The sequence below is a fragment of the Mycobacterium sp. NPDC006124 genome (assembly GCF_040614235.1).
In the GTDB taxonomy this organism is placed as follows: Bacteria; Actinomycetota; Actinomycetes; order Mycobacteriales; family Mycobacteriaceae; genus Mycobacterium.
On record NZ_JBEXUA010000023.1, the window covers coordinates 26,991 to 43,122 of the forward strand.

Sequence of the window (16,132 nt, forward strand, 5' to 3'; positions counted from 1 at the left end):
AAGCTTGCATGCATGGTGTTAACGTCGTCGGGTGACCAGTTCGGAGACGTCGAGCGCCCAGCGCGCGTATGAGGTCGCCAAGGATCAGATCCTGTCCGGAGGCGTCCGCGGGGGCCAACTCCTCAGCGAGGTCGAGATGGCGGCGCAGCTGGGCGTGAGCCGCACTCCCGTGCACGAGGCTTTCCTGCGCCTGGCCGCCGAGGACCTCCTCGAACTCCTGCCCCGGCGCGGCGCGGTCGTCGTCCCCATCTCGGCCCATGACTCCACCGACGTCCTGGAGATGCGTCTCGCACTGGAGACCGCCGCAGTCCGTCGCCTGTGCCGGTCCGCGGACGCCGTCGAAGCTCTCTTCACCGACCTGACCGCGCTGATCGCCCTGCAGCGCGAGGACGCGTCCGTTGGCGACGTGCAGCACTTCGCCGCTGCCGACGACGCCTTCCACCGACGCATCGTCGAAGTGGCCGGAAACGCCGTCGCCCAACGGTTCTACTGTTCGATCAGCGAGCGTCAGCGCCGCATGATGGCCGACGCCGCCCGCTCGGAGTCCACGCGGCTGGCCGCCCTGATCGACGAGCACGACGAACTGGCCGCGGCGATTGGCGCGCGCGACCTGAACCGCTTCGAGTCCGCACTCGTGCTGCACCTGGAGGCGACCTACCGGGTGACGATCGGATGACCAGCACCATGTCGTCGACCGCCCTGGCCACCCCGACCCGGCGCGCCTGGATGGCGGTGGCGTTCGCCGCCTTCTGCATCGGTTGGGGCGGTAACGAATTCACGCCGCTGCTGATCGCCTATGCGCAGCAAGCGGGATACTCGCGCGTCGACGTCGACGTGTTGCTGGGCGCGTACGTACTCGGGCTGGTGCCCGGCCTGCTGCTCGCGTCGACGGCGTCGGACCGGCACGGTCGCCGGCCCGTCATGGCCTTCGGCATCGTCGCGTCGGCGATTGGCAGCCTGACCCTGGCCGTCGGCGATGTCGCCGGATTCGTCGCGCTCTTCGGCGGGCGACTGCTCAGCGGTCTCGCCATCGGGATCGCCATGGCCGTCGGCTCGGCGTGGATCACCGAACTGTCGCGACCGCCCTACGACGACGCCGCCCCGGGGGCGGGCGCCCGCCGCGCGTCGATCTGCCTGTCGCTCGGTCTCGGCGCCGGACCGGCATGCGCGGGCCTGCTCGCCGCCTTCGCGCCGCTGCCGCTGGTGCTCACCTACGTCGTGCACGCCGCACTGTGCATTCCAGCGTTGTGGGCGTTGATGTCTCGAGCCGTCGAGACCCGGACCGAGACGTCGAACCGGAGCCTGATGCAGGGGTTGCGGGTGCCCGCCGCCGCGCACCGTCGCTTCACCCACGTCGTGGTTCCCATGGCGCCGTGGATCTTCGGTTCCGCCGCGATCGCCTATGCCATCGTGCCTGCACTGGTGGCCGACGAACTCGGCCACTGGGCACTTCTCTACACCGCCGGGCTCACCGTCCTGACGTTGGCGTGCGGGGTGCTGGTCCAGCCGATCGCCCGGCGCCTGGACGACGTGTCGAGCGCCCGCGCGGTGGTCGTGTCCATGGTGCTCATGACCGTTGGCATCCTCGCCGCCGTGATCACCGCGCTCACCCGATCGCCGGTCGTGGCCGTCCTGGTCGCCATGCTTCTGGGCAGCGCCTACGGAATCGCCATCGTCTCAGGACTCTTGGAGATCCAACGCATCGCCGAACCCGACGAACTCGCGGGCATCTCGGGGATCTACTACTCGCTGGCCTACGTCGGGTTCCTCCTTCCGGCCGCGCTCGCGGCTCTAGCGCCCTACGTCGGCTACCCGGCCATGCTGACCGGGCTGGCCGTGATGGCGGCGGCATGCGCGGTGCGCTGCGGCTCGGGCTGGTCCAAGCACCTGGCCGCGACGGGATAGGTCCTGCGGTCAGTCGGCCTCGGATGGCTGCCGGTAGTCGACGAACGCCGCGACGGCGGTCCTCGTCGCCCACCACAGCGCTGCGTCGCGGTCGCCGTCGCCGTGCCGGCCGCATTCGTCGTCCATGTTTCTCCGGTGGGTCCTGGTCATGATCAAATCCCTCGTCCGGGTCACTTCCGCCGGTGGTATCCGGCGATGGGACAACCCTGTCGCCGCGAGCGCCCGAAGTCTGTCGGCCGACTGGTGGAGACGGCGGGGGAGTCGTGGGTCCGCTGATCGGAGGAAGACGCGGCAGCGGACCACGCCTGCCCGCCTCCCATACGGACGATCCTAAAGCCTTCGTAGACCACGCTCGTACACGATTTCTGCGCAGGTCACGGGACTGCGCCGACCTCGAACTGACGGCGCTTGGCGCCGTGCCCCACGGCTTTACGCCGACCGTGAAAGCCCTCGAGATGCCGAACCGTTGACGGCGAGGTAGTTTCCATTTCGCGGGGCTGCGGTGACGTTGCCTGCGGCCCCGCCCCTTGATTTCGCCAGCTCAGACCGCCTTGCACCCGCTGTTCGCCGGCAGCAAAGGTCAGCCGGGCCACATCACATTGCTCATCAGTTTGCTGAAACGTCAATTGGTGTACCCATCCGTTGCGAAGGCGGCCCGGGCAGATTGCGTCCGACCGACTGTCTTCGTAAGGCATGGGGTGAGGCAATCCGATACGCCTGCTAGGGGAGGACGGGCTCATCGCTCCCCCTTGCCGCTTGGGCTTACAGCCGATGCCCGGTGCGTATACGCTTCGTCGGTCGAGGACCGCTGAGCAGAGTGCGTAGTCCTCGCGACGAGCGGATCCGAGGGGACTGCCATGGGGCGACACAGTAGGTCGGCATATACGCCACGGCACGCTGCCGACGACGGTCCCGGCGCGGCCAGCTACGTGGGCCGGGTAGGCGCACTCGCCGTCGCCCTTGGCATCGGCGCCGCCGTGGCTCACGGCGCCGGTGTCGCCTACGCCGACGAGGGCGCGTCCGACTCGTCATCGTCGGCCGGTCCGTCTCACTCCTCGACGACGGCATCATCTTCGACCACGGCGTCGTCGTCTACCGCCTCGGCCGCTGAGACCACCGACGGCAGCCACGTGGGCACGGACTCGCCCTCCTCGTCGGTCGGCGCTGCGAAGGCGATCGTCACCTCCCGCGTCTCCGGAACGGCGACCACCAAGCCCGGCAAGCATTCGTCGCCCACCTCGACGGTCGACTCCACCGAGACCACGACCACGCCGAAGTCTCGCAACGACACGGGCACAGCCGACGCGGAGGCCACGACCGCGGCGACCGCCACCGTCGTCACCGCCTCGGCGGTGGCACCGAGCAAGGGCTCGTCGTCGTCCACGACGCGCACGGGCGACGCCCCGGTGGCTCCGGCCCCGGACGTCCTCGGGGCCCTTCAGTTGGTGCGACGCAACACCGAGACCGCCGCCCTGGTCAAGCCCGCCGCCGCGGTGACGACGACGGCGCAGCCCAGCGTCGCGGCGGTGCCCAGCCCCACCGACGTCGCACATACCCCGTATGGCGACGTCAGCCCCTGGCTGCTTCAGCCGAACGGGCAGATCGCGAACTACGGCGGCGTTCCGCACGACGGCAAGACCGTCCTGGAGACGGTCAACGTCATCATCCTGGACCCGTCGTCGACGAGCACCGCCGAATCCGAAGCCCGCCTCGACCAGGCCATGACGCGCGCGGGCTTCCCGGCCCAGCCGATTCACACCACCGGCTTCCTCGGCGTCATCGACGGCAGGACCTACGGTCAGCAGCCCGCAGGATTCCTCCAGGCGTTCTCCGACAACTTCTTCCTGTTCCCCAACGACCACGGCCGGGTGTTCGGACCGGCACCGGCGACCACCGGCACGGGGTACGTCTACACCGGCGCCTTCAGCACCGAAACGCTCAACCCGGCCAATCCGTTCACCCACGCCTACGTCTCCTCCGACGTCGCACGCACCGAACTCGCCCGTCGGCTCGTCGCCAGCGGCGCCGCGACGGTCGTCGGCTACGTGCCCCTGGGCAACGCCTACGACGACGGGACCTTCACCACCGGTGACCACGACGGGTACGCCGTCGTGCTGCAGCTGACCCCGAGCGTCGTGGCGGTCCTCCCGGTCGGTGGGGTCCTCGGCGGTGCCTGCGGCCACGTCGACGACCTTCCCGGTCCGGTGGCGCGGCAATTCGTGACCGGCCTGTGCGTCTTCGCCGCGCAGGTGTCGACGGCGCTGGGGCTGCGTTCGGTGATTTGACGCGTCCGAAGGGTCCCGCTGTCCATAATGGCGGGGTGGACGGCTAGCGTCTGCGCGACTGGGGGGCGCGGCTCGTGATTTGGCTTCTGCAGATGCCTGCGCCGCTACTGGGGTTCCTGGCCATCGCAGTGGTCGTGGGAGTCTCCGTCGGCGGGCTGCTGGTGTTCCGAAAGTTGGTGTCGCACACAAGACTCGAGAACGCCAATCTCGTCTCCGGGCAGGTGTTCCAACTGGCCGGGGTGCTCTACGCCGTGTTGGTGGCGTTCATCGTGGTCGTGGTGTGGGAGCAGTTCGGTGACGCGGAGGACGCCACCCAGGCCGAGGCCAGCGCCATCGCCGAACTGCTACGGGATTCGGTGGCGATCCCCGTGGCGTCGCGGACCGAGGTGCAGCAGAGCCTGCTCGTCTACACCCGCGACGTCATCGACGACGAGCTGCCCCGCATGCGGCGTGGGGAGACCGTCGAGGAGGAGTCCGGCCCGATGACCGACGTCTGGTCGGCCTACCTGAGCGTGCAACCGCAGAGCCGCAACGAGATTGCGTTCTTCGACCATGACATCGTCAAGCTCAACGACCTCAGCGCCAACCGCAAGCTGCGGGTGTCGGCAGGCGATGCGGCGGTGCCCGGAGAGCTGTGGGTGCTCCTGCTCGGCGGCGGTGCGGTGGTCATGGCCTTCACCTTCCTGTTCGGCACCCGTGACCTGGTGCTGCACGCGTGTGCCGTCGGCCTGACCGCGGCGTTGATGGGCTTCGTGATCTACCTGATCTTCGCCCTCGAGCATCCGTTCGTCGGTGCGCTCTCGGTGAGCCCGACGCCGTACGTCAACGTGCTGCAGACGTGGGAGCACCAGCGCCCCACGCCCTGAGCCGTCACCCGCCGAAGGTGGACACTCCCGAGGGCGTCACTTCGAAGGCGTGCACCCCACCGTTCAAGAAGGCCACGCACGCCACCCCGCCGTAGATCGCCATGCAGGTCGAGCCGATGCCGTGAACGCGGTACCCGACGGGCAGTCGCTTCACCGGACCCGGGTACGCCGGCGTGGTGAACTTCGGGGCGTCGGTGCGACGGATGCCGGCTGGGCCGGGTACCTGGGCGTACACCTCGTTCTCGCCGCCGAGCACGAGCGGTAGCGGCCCGTCACAACCCATTTCACCACCGCTGAACACGACGATCGAGCACGTGAGGCCGGCGTCGACCGAGAACACGGGGAAGAGGTTCTTCGCGCCCTGGCCGACGATGTAGCTCTCGTCGCCCAGGACGAAGTCGTTGGGGTCGGGGAACCCCGGCGGGAGGCCGGCTGTGGCGGGACCGATGCCGGTGGTCTTGGGAGACACCACCATCCACTGCGCGACGGGCTGACCCTTGGTGCAGGCGGTGAACGAATCCGCGCCGACGGCACATTCGAAGTCGCCGAAGACGATCTTCTGACCCGCGCGCAGCACCGGCGCAGCGTTCCCGGTCGACTTCACGAATCGGTGGTTGGCCGTGGCGATCAGGCCACGGGTGCTGGTGTCGGGGCCCAGGCCGATCTCGTTGACGTCGGCCGGGGCGCCCGGCAGCCGTCCGTCGCACCCGGCGATGCCGCGGTCGGGCAGCATCGCGCAGAGAAGCCCGTCGGGGGTCTGGAAGTACACCTCGTTGCCCATCACGTACGGATAGGTGGACACCGTGGTGTAGCCGCTGAGGTCGGGCGCCGTAGACGCGTCGGCGCCGGCGGGGGCGGTGGGCGAGGCGAGCACGCCGAAGGCAACGGTCAGGACGATCAGTACGAGGCGCATCACCGAGCAATGTAGGCGAATCGGGCCCGGTGACCCAAAGTCGCGTAGTCCTACTCAGTCATCACGGCCGGTCGGGCGGCATGCTGGAGGCATGGCTCACACCGCCTCGTCCTCGCACGCACCCACCGTCGCCGACGACTCCGCCCCCGTGCGCGACCGCGCCGTCGACGTGGCCCGGCTGGCCGCCCTGGTGGTGGTGATGTTCGGGCATTGCGCGCTGCTGCTGGCCACCATCGACGCCGGCGGCTTGCGCATCGGCAACCTGCTGGGCACACTGCCCAGGCTCCAGCCGGTCACCTGGATCGTGCAGGTGATGCCGCTGTTCTTCCTCGCCGGCGGTGCGGCGGGCGCTTACGGTTGGCGGCCCGGGACGGCGTGGGGCACGTGGCTGTTCACTCGCTCGCAGCGGCTGTGCCGACCGGTGTTCTGGTATCTGGCGGCGTGGGTGGTCGGCCTGCTGGTCACCCGGGTGGTGCTGGGCGCTGAGTCCGCGGCGGGGTTGGGTCGCGAGTCGGTCGCGCTGCTGTGGTTCCTGGGCGTCTACCTGGTGGCGCTGGCCTTCGTGCCGGCGCTGACCCGGCTGCGGTCCGGGCGCGGCGTCGTCCTCGTGGTGCTGGCCCTGCTCGTCGCGGCCGCGGCCAACGACGCCATTCGGCTGGCGGCCGGCTCGCCGATGGCCGGGGTGGCCAACTTCCTGTTCGTGTGGCTGATTCCCGTGGTGATCGGCGTGGGGTATGCCCGCCAGCTGATCATTCGGTGGGCGGCGCTGGCCGTGGCCGCGGTCGCCTTCGCCGGCGCGCTGCTCGCGGTCGCCGTCGGCCCCTACGAGGTGTCCCTGGTGGTGACCGGAGTCGAACGATTGTCCAACGTGTCGCCGCCGACGCTGCTGCTGGCGCTGCACTGCACCTGGATGTCGTTCCTGTTCGTGGTCGCCGCCGGAGCGGTCGGGCGCTGGGCCCGGCGGCCGCGGGTCTGGCGGGCCGTCGCCCTGGGTAACGGGGGAGCGATGACGCTCTACCTCTGGCACATTCCGGCGATTGCCGTGGCGACCTTCGCGCTGCACGCCGTCGGCATCGACGCCTACGACGTGCATGCCTCTGGCTTCTGCGGTCACCTCGCGCTGCGTGCGGTGGTGTTCGCCGTGGTGATGGCGGCCGCGTTCGCGCTGCTGTCGCCGCTGGAGCATCGCCGGTTGCCGTGGTGGGACGCCAAGGCCCGAGCGACGGGCGCGAGGTCGGTGGCCGCCGGGGTGTTCGTCTGCGCGGCGGGTGTCGCGGTGCTGCTGATGGCCAAGGACGGGCTCGGCGACGTCGAGGGATGGTCCTCACTGGGCTGCTTCGTGGCAGCCGTGATGGCCGCCCGGCTGTGCGCCGTCACCAATTCGGGCTCGGAAACATCCGTCCCGTCGGGTCGTACCGCTGGCTGATCGTCCGTAGCCGCGCAGTGTTGGCACTGAAGTAGCGCTGCGCCGGCGTCGACGGTTCGAGGTAGTTGACGTACCCGCCGGCCGAGTGGTCGCCGAGTGCGCCATGGGCAGCGGTCAGCCAGGTGTCGGCGGCGTCGACGAGGGCCTGGGTAGGGGTCTCGACGTACCACTGCACCGATGCGGCGTGGCGCCGCCACGGGAACGCGCTGGCGTCCGGGGCGACGTCTTGGATTGCGCCGTCGAGGGATTCGACCACCGCGGTCGCCGGCGCCAGGTCACGCGGCCACGCCGTCGTCGCGGTCACCAGGGCCGTTGCCGCCGCCGGTGTCATCTCCGCGACGACGTCGGTGCCCGCGACGAACGCCCGCGGCCGCACCGCGTCGGCCCCGCCGCTGAAGTAGGAGACGAACGCCGGGTGGTCCAGGGTGCGGACGCTGCGGCTGACCGAGGTGACGCCGACCGCGGCGGTGACGTCGTCGGCCAGGCCCGGTCCCGCGCCGGGCGGGGTGGCCAGCACCACCGAGCAGCGTCCGGAGTCGGGGCCGACGGTCAGGTTGACCATGCTCCAGACCTCACGGTCGGCGGTGGTGAGCCAGCCGTGCCAGCCGACGACGGCATCGGCGGCGGCCTCCTCCGGGAAGACGAGGGTGACGACGTCGCGGTCGGTGGTCGGGAACGTGGCGAAGGTGAAGGCGGTGACGACGCCGCAGTTCGCCCCGCCGCCGCGCAGCGCCCAGAACAAGTCGGGGTGCTCGTCGGCCGAGGCGGTGACGATCTCCCCGGCGGGCAGCACGACCGTCGCAGACCGCAGTGCGTCGCAGGTCAGTCCGTAGCGGCGGGCGTCGGCACCCAGCCCGCCGCCCAGGGTCAGCCCGGCGACGCCGACCGACGGGCAGCTGCCGGTGGGGATCGAGCGCCCGCGCGGGCTCAGAGCCGTCTGCACTGAGGCGATGTCGGCGGCGGCGGGCACGGTGACCAGCCCGGTGCCGTCGTCGTAGGTGATGTCGGCGGGCAGTCCGCGCAGGTCGAGCACCATCGTGCCGGCCGCGGTGGACGCGCCGACGTAGGAGTGCCCTCCGCTGCGGGCGGTGACCACGAGAGCGTTCTGCGCGGCGAACGCGAGGGCGCGCTGCACGTCGGCGGTCGAGGCGGGCCGGACGACGGCTATCGGCGCCGACCCGGCGAAGCGGGTGTTGAACACGGTCTTGGCGGTGGCGTAGGTCGGGTCGCCGGGCAGCACGACGAGGTCGCCCAGCTCGGCCCAGCGGGGCACGGGGGGAGAGGGCGTCGTCGGGGTGGTGGGGGCCTGGGGCGACCCGCAGGCGCCGAGCATCGCCGTGGCCGCCACGCCGAGCGCGCCACGCACGAACGCCTGCCGGGAGAGCTCTGTGGTCATGGCCTCCTGATTCGACCACACGGCGTTGCCCGCCGGGTGGCGTCGGGCGCATTGGGTAGGGTCTCGGCGTGACTCAGAGCCCTGCCGTCAAGTCCGTAAACGCCCGCCTCGCCGACGAACTCGCTGTTCGGGAGGCCCAGGTGGCCGCGACCGTGCGGTTGCTCGACGAGGGTGCGACGGTGCCGTTCATCGCCCGCTACCGCAAGGAGGTGACCGGCAGCCTCGACGACGGGCAGTTGCGCCTGCTGGAGGAGCGGCTGGCCTATCTGCGCGAGCTGGACGCGCGGCGCACCGCGGTGCTGGCCTCGATCGAGGAGCAGGGCAAGCTCACCGACGAACTGCGCACGGCGCTGCTGACCGCGGACACGAAATCCCGGGTCGAGGACATCTACCTGCCGTACAAGCCCAAGCGGCGAACCAAGGCGCAGATCGCCCGCGAGGCGGGTCTGGAACCGCTGGCCGAGCGGTTGCTTGCCGATCCGACGGTGGTGCCGGAGACCGCGGCGGGGGAGTTCCTCTCCGAGGAGGTGGCCGACGCCGCCGCGGCGTTGGACGGGGCGCGCCACATCATCATCGAGCGGGCCGCCGAGGACGCGGAGCTGGTGGGCGCGGTGCGCGCCAAGTTCTGGGCCGACGGCGCCGTGCGGACGTCGTTGTCGACCTCCGACGCGGCGAAGACACCTGCAGCGCAGAAGTTCCGAGACTACTTCGACTTCTCCGAGCCGCTGGAGAAGATGCCGTCGCATCGGGTGCTCGCGGTGATGCGCGGGGAGAAGGAGCAGGTGCTCTCGGTCACCCTCGACGGCGGTGACGAGGAGGTCTACCACGCGATGGTGGCCCAGACCCTTGGGGTCGACCTCTCGGCGAAGAGTCCGGCGACGCCGTTCCTGGCGACGACGGTGAAGCTGGCGTGGCGGGTGAAGCTGATGGTGTCGGCGGCGGTGGACGCGCGGGTCAAGCTGCGCCAGCGCGCCGAGCTGGACGCGGTGTCGGTGTTCGCCAAGAATCTCAAGGACCTGCTGCTCGCGGCGCCGGCGGGCACCCGCACCACCCTGGGGCTCGACCCCGGCTTCCGGACCGGGGTGAAGGTCGCCGTCGTGGACGCGACGGGCAAGGTGCTCGACCACTGCGCGATCTTCCCGCACCAGCCGCAGCAGAAGTGGGACGAGGCCAAGGCGGTCCTCGGTGCGCTGATCGCCCGCCACGGCGTGGACCTGATCGCCATCGGCAACGGCACCGCGTCGCGCGAAACCGACGCGCTGGCAAGCGAACTCATCACCGACATCACCAAGTCGGGCGCCAAGGCGCCGGTGAAGGCGATGGTCAGCGAGGCGGGCGCGTCGGTGTACTCGGCCTCGGCATACGCCGCCCACGAACTGCCGGACTTGGACGTGACGATCCGCGGCGCGGTGTCGATCGCGCGGCGACTGCAGGACCCGCTGGCCGAGCTGGTGAAGATCGAGCCGAAGTCGATCGGGGTCGGGCAGTACCAGCACGACATCACCCCGGGGACGCTGGCGCGCAGCCTGGACGCGGTGGTGGAGGACGCGGTGAACGCCGTTGGCGTGGACCTAAATACCGCGTCGGTACCGCTGTTGGCGCGGGTGTCGGGGGTGACCGACACGATGGCCGAGGCGATCGTCGCGCACCGAGAGTCGACGGGGCCGTTCCGCAACCGCAAGGCGCTACTGAAGGTTCCGCGGTTGGGGCCCAAGGCCTTCGAGCAGTGCGCGGGGTTCCTGCGGATCACCGACGGGGAGGATCCCCTCGACGGGTCGGGGGTGCACCCGGAGGCCTACCCGGTGGTGCGGCGCATCCTGGACCGCGCGGGCGTGACGTTGGCCGAGCTGATCGGCGATTCACGGACTCTGAAGTCGTTGCAGCCGGCCGACTTCGCCGACGACCGGTTCGGCATCCCGACGGTGTCCGACATCCTCGCCGAGCTGGAGAAGCCCGGGCGCGACCCGCGGCCGGCGTTCTCCACGGCTACGTTCGCCGCGGGGGTGGAGAAGGTGGCCGACCTCAAGCCGGGGATGGTGCTCGAGGGCGTGGTGACCAATGTGGCTGCGTTCGGTGCGTTCGTCGACGTGGGCGTGCACCAGGACGGTCTGGTGCACGTCTCGGCGATGTCGGACCGCTACGTCTCCGATCCGCACGAGGTGGTGAAGTCGGGACAGGTGGTGAAGGTCAAGGTGCTCGAGGTTGACGTGGACCGGCAGCGAATTGGGTTGACATTGCGGTTGAAGGACACGCCACAGCAGCGTGGGCCGGCCAAGGGTTCCGGGCCGAAGGGGGCCGGGCCGAAGGCGCGGGGCGAGCGGGCGAACCCGAACCCGCGCAGGGATTCTGGTCGGCGTGAGGCGGCGCCGGCTGCGGGGTCGATGGCGGAGGCGTTGCGGAATGCGGGGTTTGGGCGGTAGGGAGGCCCACGCCCGAAGGGACGACTAGCAGACTTCCGATTTTTCCTGCGTTGGGACACGAATTCGTAGAGCGTGTCGTCGTCGGCCACCGCGCTGGGGCGCCGACACTGAAGCGGGCAAGGTCTGCGGATCCGTCATGTGGGTGGATTGCTTTTGGCGCCTACGAATTCCGTTGCGCTCGGAACGTTTTTGGTGGTGCCGGTCGCGATGTTTGGCGCGCGGATCAAGACCTCACCGCCGGCAGTTCACGCGCGATTCAGTTGCCCCGCTGAACGCGGTGCCGACCCGACGGCGGCTTAGGGCTTTGCGCGGGATCTTGACGACGTCGAAATGAATTGCATGACGACAACCGTGTCTGAATGGCGTTCCTACAAGCCGTCATCCGAGTACCGGAGTGCTCCCTTGCGCTCGGCCGGTCAGCTCACTGCTCCAGCTTCATGCCTCGAGTCCACAGGAGTACGTCAAGTAGTCGGAGCGGCTGTTGGTCGACAACCAGGTCGTGTCCACTTGCTCGATCGCTTAGAGAGGTAAGCGCGTCGCGAAGCGCCGCATCGGTGGGCGATGTAGGCGAAAGCTTGAATGTCGCTGCTAAACGACCCCAGGCGCCCCGTTTTCAGATGCTCGGTGGATCCGGCTAGCTGCTGGCCGCCTGACAAGTATCGGCACACGACGTTGTCTCGAACAGAAAAGAGCGCGGGCTGCTTCCGCGCACAAAGTTGGCGGCGAACACCCAGTGGTTCGACTGCCGAGATTCGGTCGCCAACAGCGTTCTGAAATGGTGCTGTAGGTCCGACATCGCCCGCAGCACGTCCGGGGCCACGTCACCGAGCGCGACATCCGGAGAGACAGCGGCCAAGAGTCGTTCTGTGCGGCCAACGACAGCGTCGTCCGAGATAAGGAGTCGACCCTGCCGGTTGGTGACGGTGATACTGAGTCGGCTCACGGCGTAGAGGTCGGCGGCATGAACTGAGCCCGGGGGATTAGGCTCGACGTCGAGAAAACTGGTGCCGGCATATTCGCTCGCCGTGTCATAGAACCTGGCCAATCGATCGATCGCATCCGGTGCAGTGATCGCTTGCTGGGCGCGCTGCAGGATGTCTTCGAGTACCGCTTCCGAAAGCGGTACCCAGTCTGCTGGCAGTTCGTAGGTTCCGCCATCTGCATAACGGCCTGGGTCGCCCATTACTCGAACTTGGCCTAGCCGTTTCAGCGAAATCCGGACACCGAGAACGCGTGCTCAGATGAGCGACTCGATGGTGGACTGCCCCTGCTTCAAGACCTCGTCGGCGAACTCGATCCGCGCCTCCCGATCCGCGCCTCGACTGGCCATGAGTTCTTGCACGTTGATGGCAGCTATCGACAACTGGCTTGCGGCGACTCGAATGAAATCCTGATACCGCTGCTGGTCGTCAGGAGACAGCGAATCCCAATTCAGCGGTCCCGCCCCAAGTTGGCTTTTCCACCGCTTCAAGGCGTGGCCACCGTGCACGGCTATGTAATCAAGGGTCTTCGCCGCACGCGGAATGACGTCCACGAACGCATTGAATCCCCTTCTCGTTGCGGCAATCTCACGATCTGCCTCGTCGAGTTTCTCCGCGAGCTCTTGTTGCTGCTTACGGCTCCGCCTGACCATCCAGACCAGACCTCCTAGCGTGAGCAAGAGCGCCGGCGCCGCGACGATCCCGACGAGTACTGCCGTGCCCCCAGCGACCCCCGCACCCCCGGCGGCAAGCGTGCCCCCGCCCAACAATGCCAACGCAGCGTTACTGGCAGCGGCCCCCGAGAGCCCCGCGATAGCCGTTCCCGTCGATGCAGATCCCAACGTCACCGCAGTCAGGAACGTGCCGTAAGCAGCGGCCCCCCCGGCAGCAGCGCCAGCGACGGCACCTCCTGCACCGCCTGCAAGCACATGAGCAATCCCGAAAGAGGTGAATTGCAAACGATATTGCGCTTCGGCTTGCGCGTCATCGACATCATCGACCTCAAGACCTTCGGGATCGGGCTGCGGTGCGCCGTCGATCTGGCCAGCTATCTCGACGAATTTCATGAAGAAGTCGTCGCGCGCACGATCATGCGCCTCGTTGAACTCATCCCCAAGCTTTGTGATGAGTGTCGTTCGGGTCTCGACTTCTTGCTGAATGCGCCTGACTCGATCCTTGATGCGCTCCTCGCCGGCCGCTCTACCGTCCTCACTTGGCGGCACACCTCCGTCCTGAGCCAGCTGGAGTGTCCGCCCCCTAGCCGCGTCCTCCAGTTGGGTGGGAGTCAACCCCAGCGCGAGGGCAATTCCCGCGAATCGTTCCTGCCCAGGGCGAGTTAGCCCGTTCTCGATGCGGGAGATCGAGACACCGGCGCCGAGCTTGTACCCAGCCGCAACGCCCAGATCGTCCTGGGTCAACTTGGGTTTCTTGGCCTCGCGATGCTCGCGAATGACCTGCCCCAGTGCCATGAGTGAAGACTCCATAGCGGCACCTTAGCGTAATAAGTGGCCTTAGCGTCTTGACTCAAGCTAATTTAGTGACTAACTTTCTCGTTGCGAGGTCGAGTGGCCTCCTTTACCGGAAGAGGTTTCGCCATGGCTCGTATCAATACCGCAGTTCTGATCGTGCAGGCCGCGGGCCGCGCGAATTTCGTTCGTCAGGACCCCGCGGTCGTGAAGGCTGCGAAGCAAGCGGCGGTGGATCTCGCGCAAGCTGGACGGTCGGCCAACGGCCTCGTCCAAGAAACTCTTAACTCATGGCGGCGATCGGGCGGAGGGAACCACGAAAGGTTCGCGTGAACAAGCGGCGATCTCGAAACTAGACGCTCACCTGGTTGGTTGGCGTGTGGCGGTTGGCTAGACACGACCGACACAGGGTGGCCATCAAGAGCATGCTTCGCGAGCTCAGCACTGAGCATCAAAATCATCGTCTGCACACGAAAGGACGAGGTTGTCGGGTGGGCAGCACCCTGGTTCCGATAGGACACAAGATAGTCGCGTTGATTGCGCCCTAAAAGTTCGATCATCGGCGAAACATCAAGCATTAAAAGCTTCGTCAGCTGCGACCGACCCCGCGCGTGAAAGTGACGTGCCCGAACCCGGGATCCGGGTAGACCTGACGTCCCTTTAGGCTGCTCGATTGCGCGGCATGCGCGGGTGGGCACGCCCGTGCCGGGCGGGCAGATTGATAGGGGCGGCGACGACCGCCCTTCCGGCGAAACAGGGGAAATTAGCTTGGCGCGCGTCATTTCGACCATCAACCTCAAGGGCGGCGTCGGGAAGACGACCACGACCGTTGGCCTCGCCGAGTTCCTCTCCGCCGAGTTTGGCAAGAAGGTGCTGGTGATCGACCTCGATCCCCAGACCAATGCCACCATCGTCCTCATCGGCGAAGAACGGTGGAGGGAACTGAACGCGGCGGGCAGGACGCTGGTGTCGCTCTTCGCCGACGCGCTCGACCCCGAGGGCCCGCACAGCCGCTTCGACTTGCACGCCACCATCCAGCGAGGGGTTAGTCCGGTTAAGCAGGTGACGACCGTCGACTTGTTGCCGTCGTCCCTCGACTTGATCGACGTGCAGGACCGGTTGGCGTCAGTGCCTCCAGGGCAGTTCTTCTCCAACAATCCGACAGACCTGCTCCGCCCGGCAATCAAGCCCATCCTGAATGACTACGACTACGTGCTCATCGACTGCCCACCAAACCTTGGCATCGTCACGCTGAACGGGTTGCGGGTCAGCGACGGCTACATCATCCCGACGATCCCGGACATTCTGAGCACCTACGGCATCCCGCAGATTCAGAACCGAACGAAGTCCTTTGCGGACAGCATTGGCGAGACGATCCAGGAACTGGGCATCGTGATCACGAAGTACCGCAGCGCGTCGACCGTGCACACGAACACCGTCAAGCGACTGTTGTCCGATCCGAATTTGCCGAACGTGTTCAACACCAAGGTGGCCGACGGGAATGCGATTGCTGCCTCGGCCGAGTTCGCTCCCACGTCAACGCTGCGCCAGAAGTACGGATATCAGGGTGGCTTCGAGGCAATGCGCGATCTGGCGATGGAATTCATCATTGCAGCGGACACGATCAAATGACGGAGCCCACGACGGAGGTGGCAGCAGCTGCCCAAGCGCTAGCCACGCTCAGAACGACGCGGCCCGAGTTGGCCGACGCGCTTGCGCGGGTGGCCCGCGCAATCGCGGACGAAGCTGTGCGATCACCAGGGTTCGCCGGGGCGTTGACGACCGCGCTGTCTCCCACAGCCATTGCCGGTGTGTCTGCAGTTTCTGAGGCGGTTTGTTCTGCGTCCACTCCTGCCAAGCGCTCGAGGCGTCGTGAGCCGGGCGTCGTCGACCCCTTCGCCGTCTACCGCGACAGCGAGGAGGGCGGACTGCGAGCCAGCCTCGGCGAACTCGACGTGGAGCAACTCAAGGACATCATCGCCGAACACGGCATGGACCATGACCGCCTAGCGATGCGGTGGAAGACGCCGAAGAAGCTCGTCGACCGGATCGTCGAAAAGGTCGTCGCAGGTGCCGCTAAGGGCTCGGCGTTCCGATAGCGAGTGCATGTTTTTAGCCGGCTTCTCGTCGACGACGACCCGCATGCGCCGCAAGAGCTTTGATGCTGCAGGCGCTCAAGCCGACACGGCCACAGCCGGCAGGACGACGAGCGAACCGTCGCGCTTCCTTGCGATTTCGATCGCGACATCCTCCGGTGCAGATGAAACCTGAACGGTGTGTCCCAGCTCGCGCAATTGGTAGATCGCACGCAGCAAGTCATCGATCTCACCTGGCGAGAATACGAAATCTCTTAATCCGTGCGTGCGAGTCAGTTCGAGGCTGGGTCTGCTGCACCATTAGGTGACAGTTTCGGTCACGCGGCCTGACTGGCCGGTGTGGTCATGATTGCTTCGTATTCGATCGGGGTCAACCGGC

Annotated in this window: 13 protein-coding genes; 8 read left to right on the plus strand and 5 right to left on the minus strand. The window is 67.7% G+C overall.

Annotated elements, in window-relative coordinates; all coding sequences use genetic code 11:
* The first annotated feature begins 31 nt into the window (after positions 1–31).
* Positions 32–676 (plus strand): GntR family transcriptional regulator, encoded by a 645-nt coding sequence (locus ABZ195_RS27250; RefSeq protein WP_355223015.1) that lies wholly within the window; start codon positions 32–34, stop codon positions 674–676.
* On the plus strand, positions 673–1,905 hold the full coding sequence (locus tag ABZ195_RS27255; RefSeq protein ID WP_355223016.1) for an MFS transporter: 1,233 nt from the start codon (positions 673–675) through the stop codon (positions 1,903–1,905). The genes ABZ195_RS27250 and ABZ195_RS27255 overlap by 4 nt, the downstream gene beginning before the upstream one ends.
* 9 nt (positions 1,906–1,914) lie before the next feature.
* Here ABZ195_RS27255 and ABZ195_RS27260 read toward each other — a convergent pair whose 3' ends face one another.
* Positions 1,915–2,055, minus strand: a complete 141-nt coding sequence (locus ABZ195_RS27260) for a hypothetical protein (protein ID WP_355223017.1) — start codon at positions 2,053–2,055, stop codon at positions 1,915–1,917.
* A gap of 707 nt (positions 2,056–2,762) precedes the next feature.
* Here ABZ195_RS27260 and ABZ195_RS27265 point away from each other — a divergent pair.
* On the plus strand, positions 2,763–4,190 hold the full coding sequence (locus ABZ195_RS27265) for a hypothetical protein (RefSeq protein WP_355223018.1): 1,428 nt from the start codon (positions 2,763–2,765) through the stop codon (positions 4,188–4,190).
* A gap of 92 nt (positions 4,191–4,282) precedes the next feature.
* Positions 4,283–5,056, plus strand: a complete 774-nt coding sequence (locus ABZ195_RS27270; RefSeq protein ID WP_355223019.1) for a DUF4239 domain-containing protein — start codon at positions 4,283–4,285, stop codon at positions 5,054–5,056.
* A 4-nt stretch (positions 5,057–5,060) separates the two neighbouring features.
* On the opposite strand, the gene ABZ195_RS27275 is transcribed toward ABZ195_RS27270, so the two are convergent.
* Positions 5,061–5,969, minus strand: a complete 909-nt coding sequence (locus tag ABZ195_RS27275; RefSeq protein ID WP_355223020.1) for a hypothetical protein — start codon at positions 5,967–5,969, stop codon at positions 5,061–5,063.
* A gap of 91 nt (positions 5,970–6,060) precedes the next feature.
* Here ABZ195_RS27275 and ABZ195_RS27280 point away from each other — a divergent pair, with 91 nt between their 5' ends.
* Complete coding sequence (locus ABZ195_RS27280; RefSeq protein WP_355223021.1) at positions 6,061–7,395, plus strand: acyltransferase; 1,335 nt, start codon at positions 6,061–6,063, stop codon at positions 7,393–7,395.
* Here ABZ195_RS27280 and ABZ195_RS27285 read toward each other — a convergent pair.
* Positions 7,343–8,791 (minus strand): FAD-binding oxidoreductase, encoded by a 1,449-nt coding sequence (locus ABZ195_RS27285; protein WP_355223022.1) that lies wholly within the window; start codon positions 8,789–8,791, stop codon positions 7,343–7,345. The genes ABZ195_RS27280 and ABZ195_RS27285 overlap by 53 nt on opposite strands.
* Positions 8,792–8,859: 68 nt before the next feature.
* On the opposite strand from ABZ195_RS27285, the gene ABZ195_RS27290 reads away from it, so the two are divergent.
* Positions 8,860–11,211: a Tex family protein gene (locus tag ABZ195_RS27290; RefSeq protein WP_355223023.1), complete on the plus strand. Its 2,352-nt coding sequence runs from the start codon at positions 8,860–8,862 to the stop codon at positions 11,209–11,211.
* Positions 11,212–11,845: 634 nt separating this feature from the next.
* Here the strand turns inward: ABZ195_RS27290 and ABZ195_RS27295 are convergent.
* Together ABZ195_RS27295 and ABZ195_RS27300 are read right to left on the minus strand one after the other, a co-directional pair.
* Positions 11,846–12,394, minus strand: a complete 549-nt coding sequence (locus ABZ195_RS27295) for a DUF6308 family protein (RefSeq protein WP_355223024.1) — start codon at positions 12,392–12,394, stop codon at positions 11,846–11,848.
* A 54-nt stretch (positions 12,395–12,448) separates the two neighbouring features.
* Positions 12,449–13,675: a helix-turn-helix transcriptional regulator gene (locus ABZ195_RS27300; RefSeq protein ID WP_355223025.1), complete on the minus strand. Its 1,227-nt coding sequence runs from the start codon at positions 13,673–13,675 to the stop codon at positions 12,449–12,451.
* 750 nt (positions 13,676–14,425) lie between these two features.
* Between ABZ195_RS27300 and ABZ195_RS27305 the strand changes: the two genes are divergently transcribed.
* Positions 14,426–15,289 (plus strand): AAA family ATPase, encoded by an 864-nt coding sequence (locus ABZ195_RS27305; RefSeq protein WP_355223028.1) that lies wholly within the window; start codon positions 14,426–14,428, stop codon positions 15,287–15,289.
* Positions 15,286–15,756: a hypothetical protein gene (locus ABZ195_RS27310; protein WP_355223026.1), complete on the plus strand. Its 471-nt coding sequence runs from the start codon at positions 15,286–15,288 to the stop codon at positions 15,754–15,756. The genes ABZ195_RS27305 and ABZ195_RS27310 overlap by 4 nt, the downstream gene beginning before the upstream one ends.
* The last annotated feature ends 376 nt before the right edge of the window (positions 15,757–16,132 follow it).

Coding starts and splice junctions, on each gene's coding strand:
- ABZ195_RS27255 (WP_355223016.1), top strand. CDS start 673: ATGACCAGCACCATGTCGTCGACCGCCCTGGCCACCCCGACCCGGCGC.
- ABZ195_RS27260 (WP_355223017.1), bottom strand. CDS start 2,055: ATGACCAGGACCCACCGGAGAAACATGGACGACGAATGCGGCCGGCAC.
- ABZ195_RS27265 (WP_355223018.1), top strand. CDS start 2,763: ATGGGGCGACACAGTAGGTCGGCATATACGCCACGGCACGCTGCCGAC.
- ABZ195_RS27270 (WP_355223019.1), top strand. CDS start 4,283: ATGCCTGCGCCGCTACTGGGGTTCCTGGCCATCGCAGTGGTCGTGGGA.
- ABZ195_RS27275 (WP_355223020.1), bottom strand. CDS start 5,969: ATGCGCCTCGTACTGATCGTCCTGACCGTTGCCTTCGGCGTGCTCGCC.
- ABZ195_RS27280 (WP_355223021.1), top strand. CDS start 6,061: ATGGCTCACACCGCCTCGTCCTCGCACGCACCCACCGTCGCCGACGAC.
- ABZ195_RS27285 (WP_355223022.1), bottom strand. CDS start 8,791: ATGACCACAGAGCTCTCCCGGCAGGCGTTCGTGCGTGGCGCGCTCGGC.
- ABZ195_RS27295 (WP_355223024.1), bottom strand. CDS start 12,394: ATGGGCGACCCAGGCCGTTATGCAGATGGCGGAACCTACGAACTGCCA.
- ABZ195_RS27300 (WP_355223025.1), bottom strand. CDS start 13,675: ATGGAGTCTTCACTCATGGCACTGGGGCAGGTCATTCGCGAGCATCGC.
- ABZ195_RS27310 (WP_355223026.1), top strand. CDS start 15,286: ATGACGGAGCCCACGACGGAGGTGGCAGCAGCTGCCCAAGCGCTAGCC.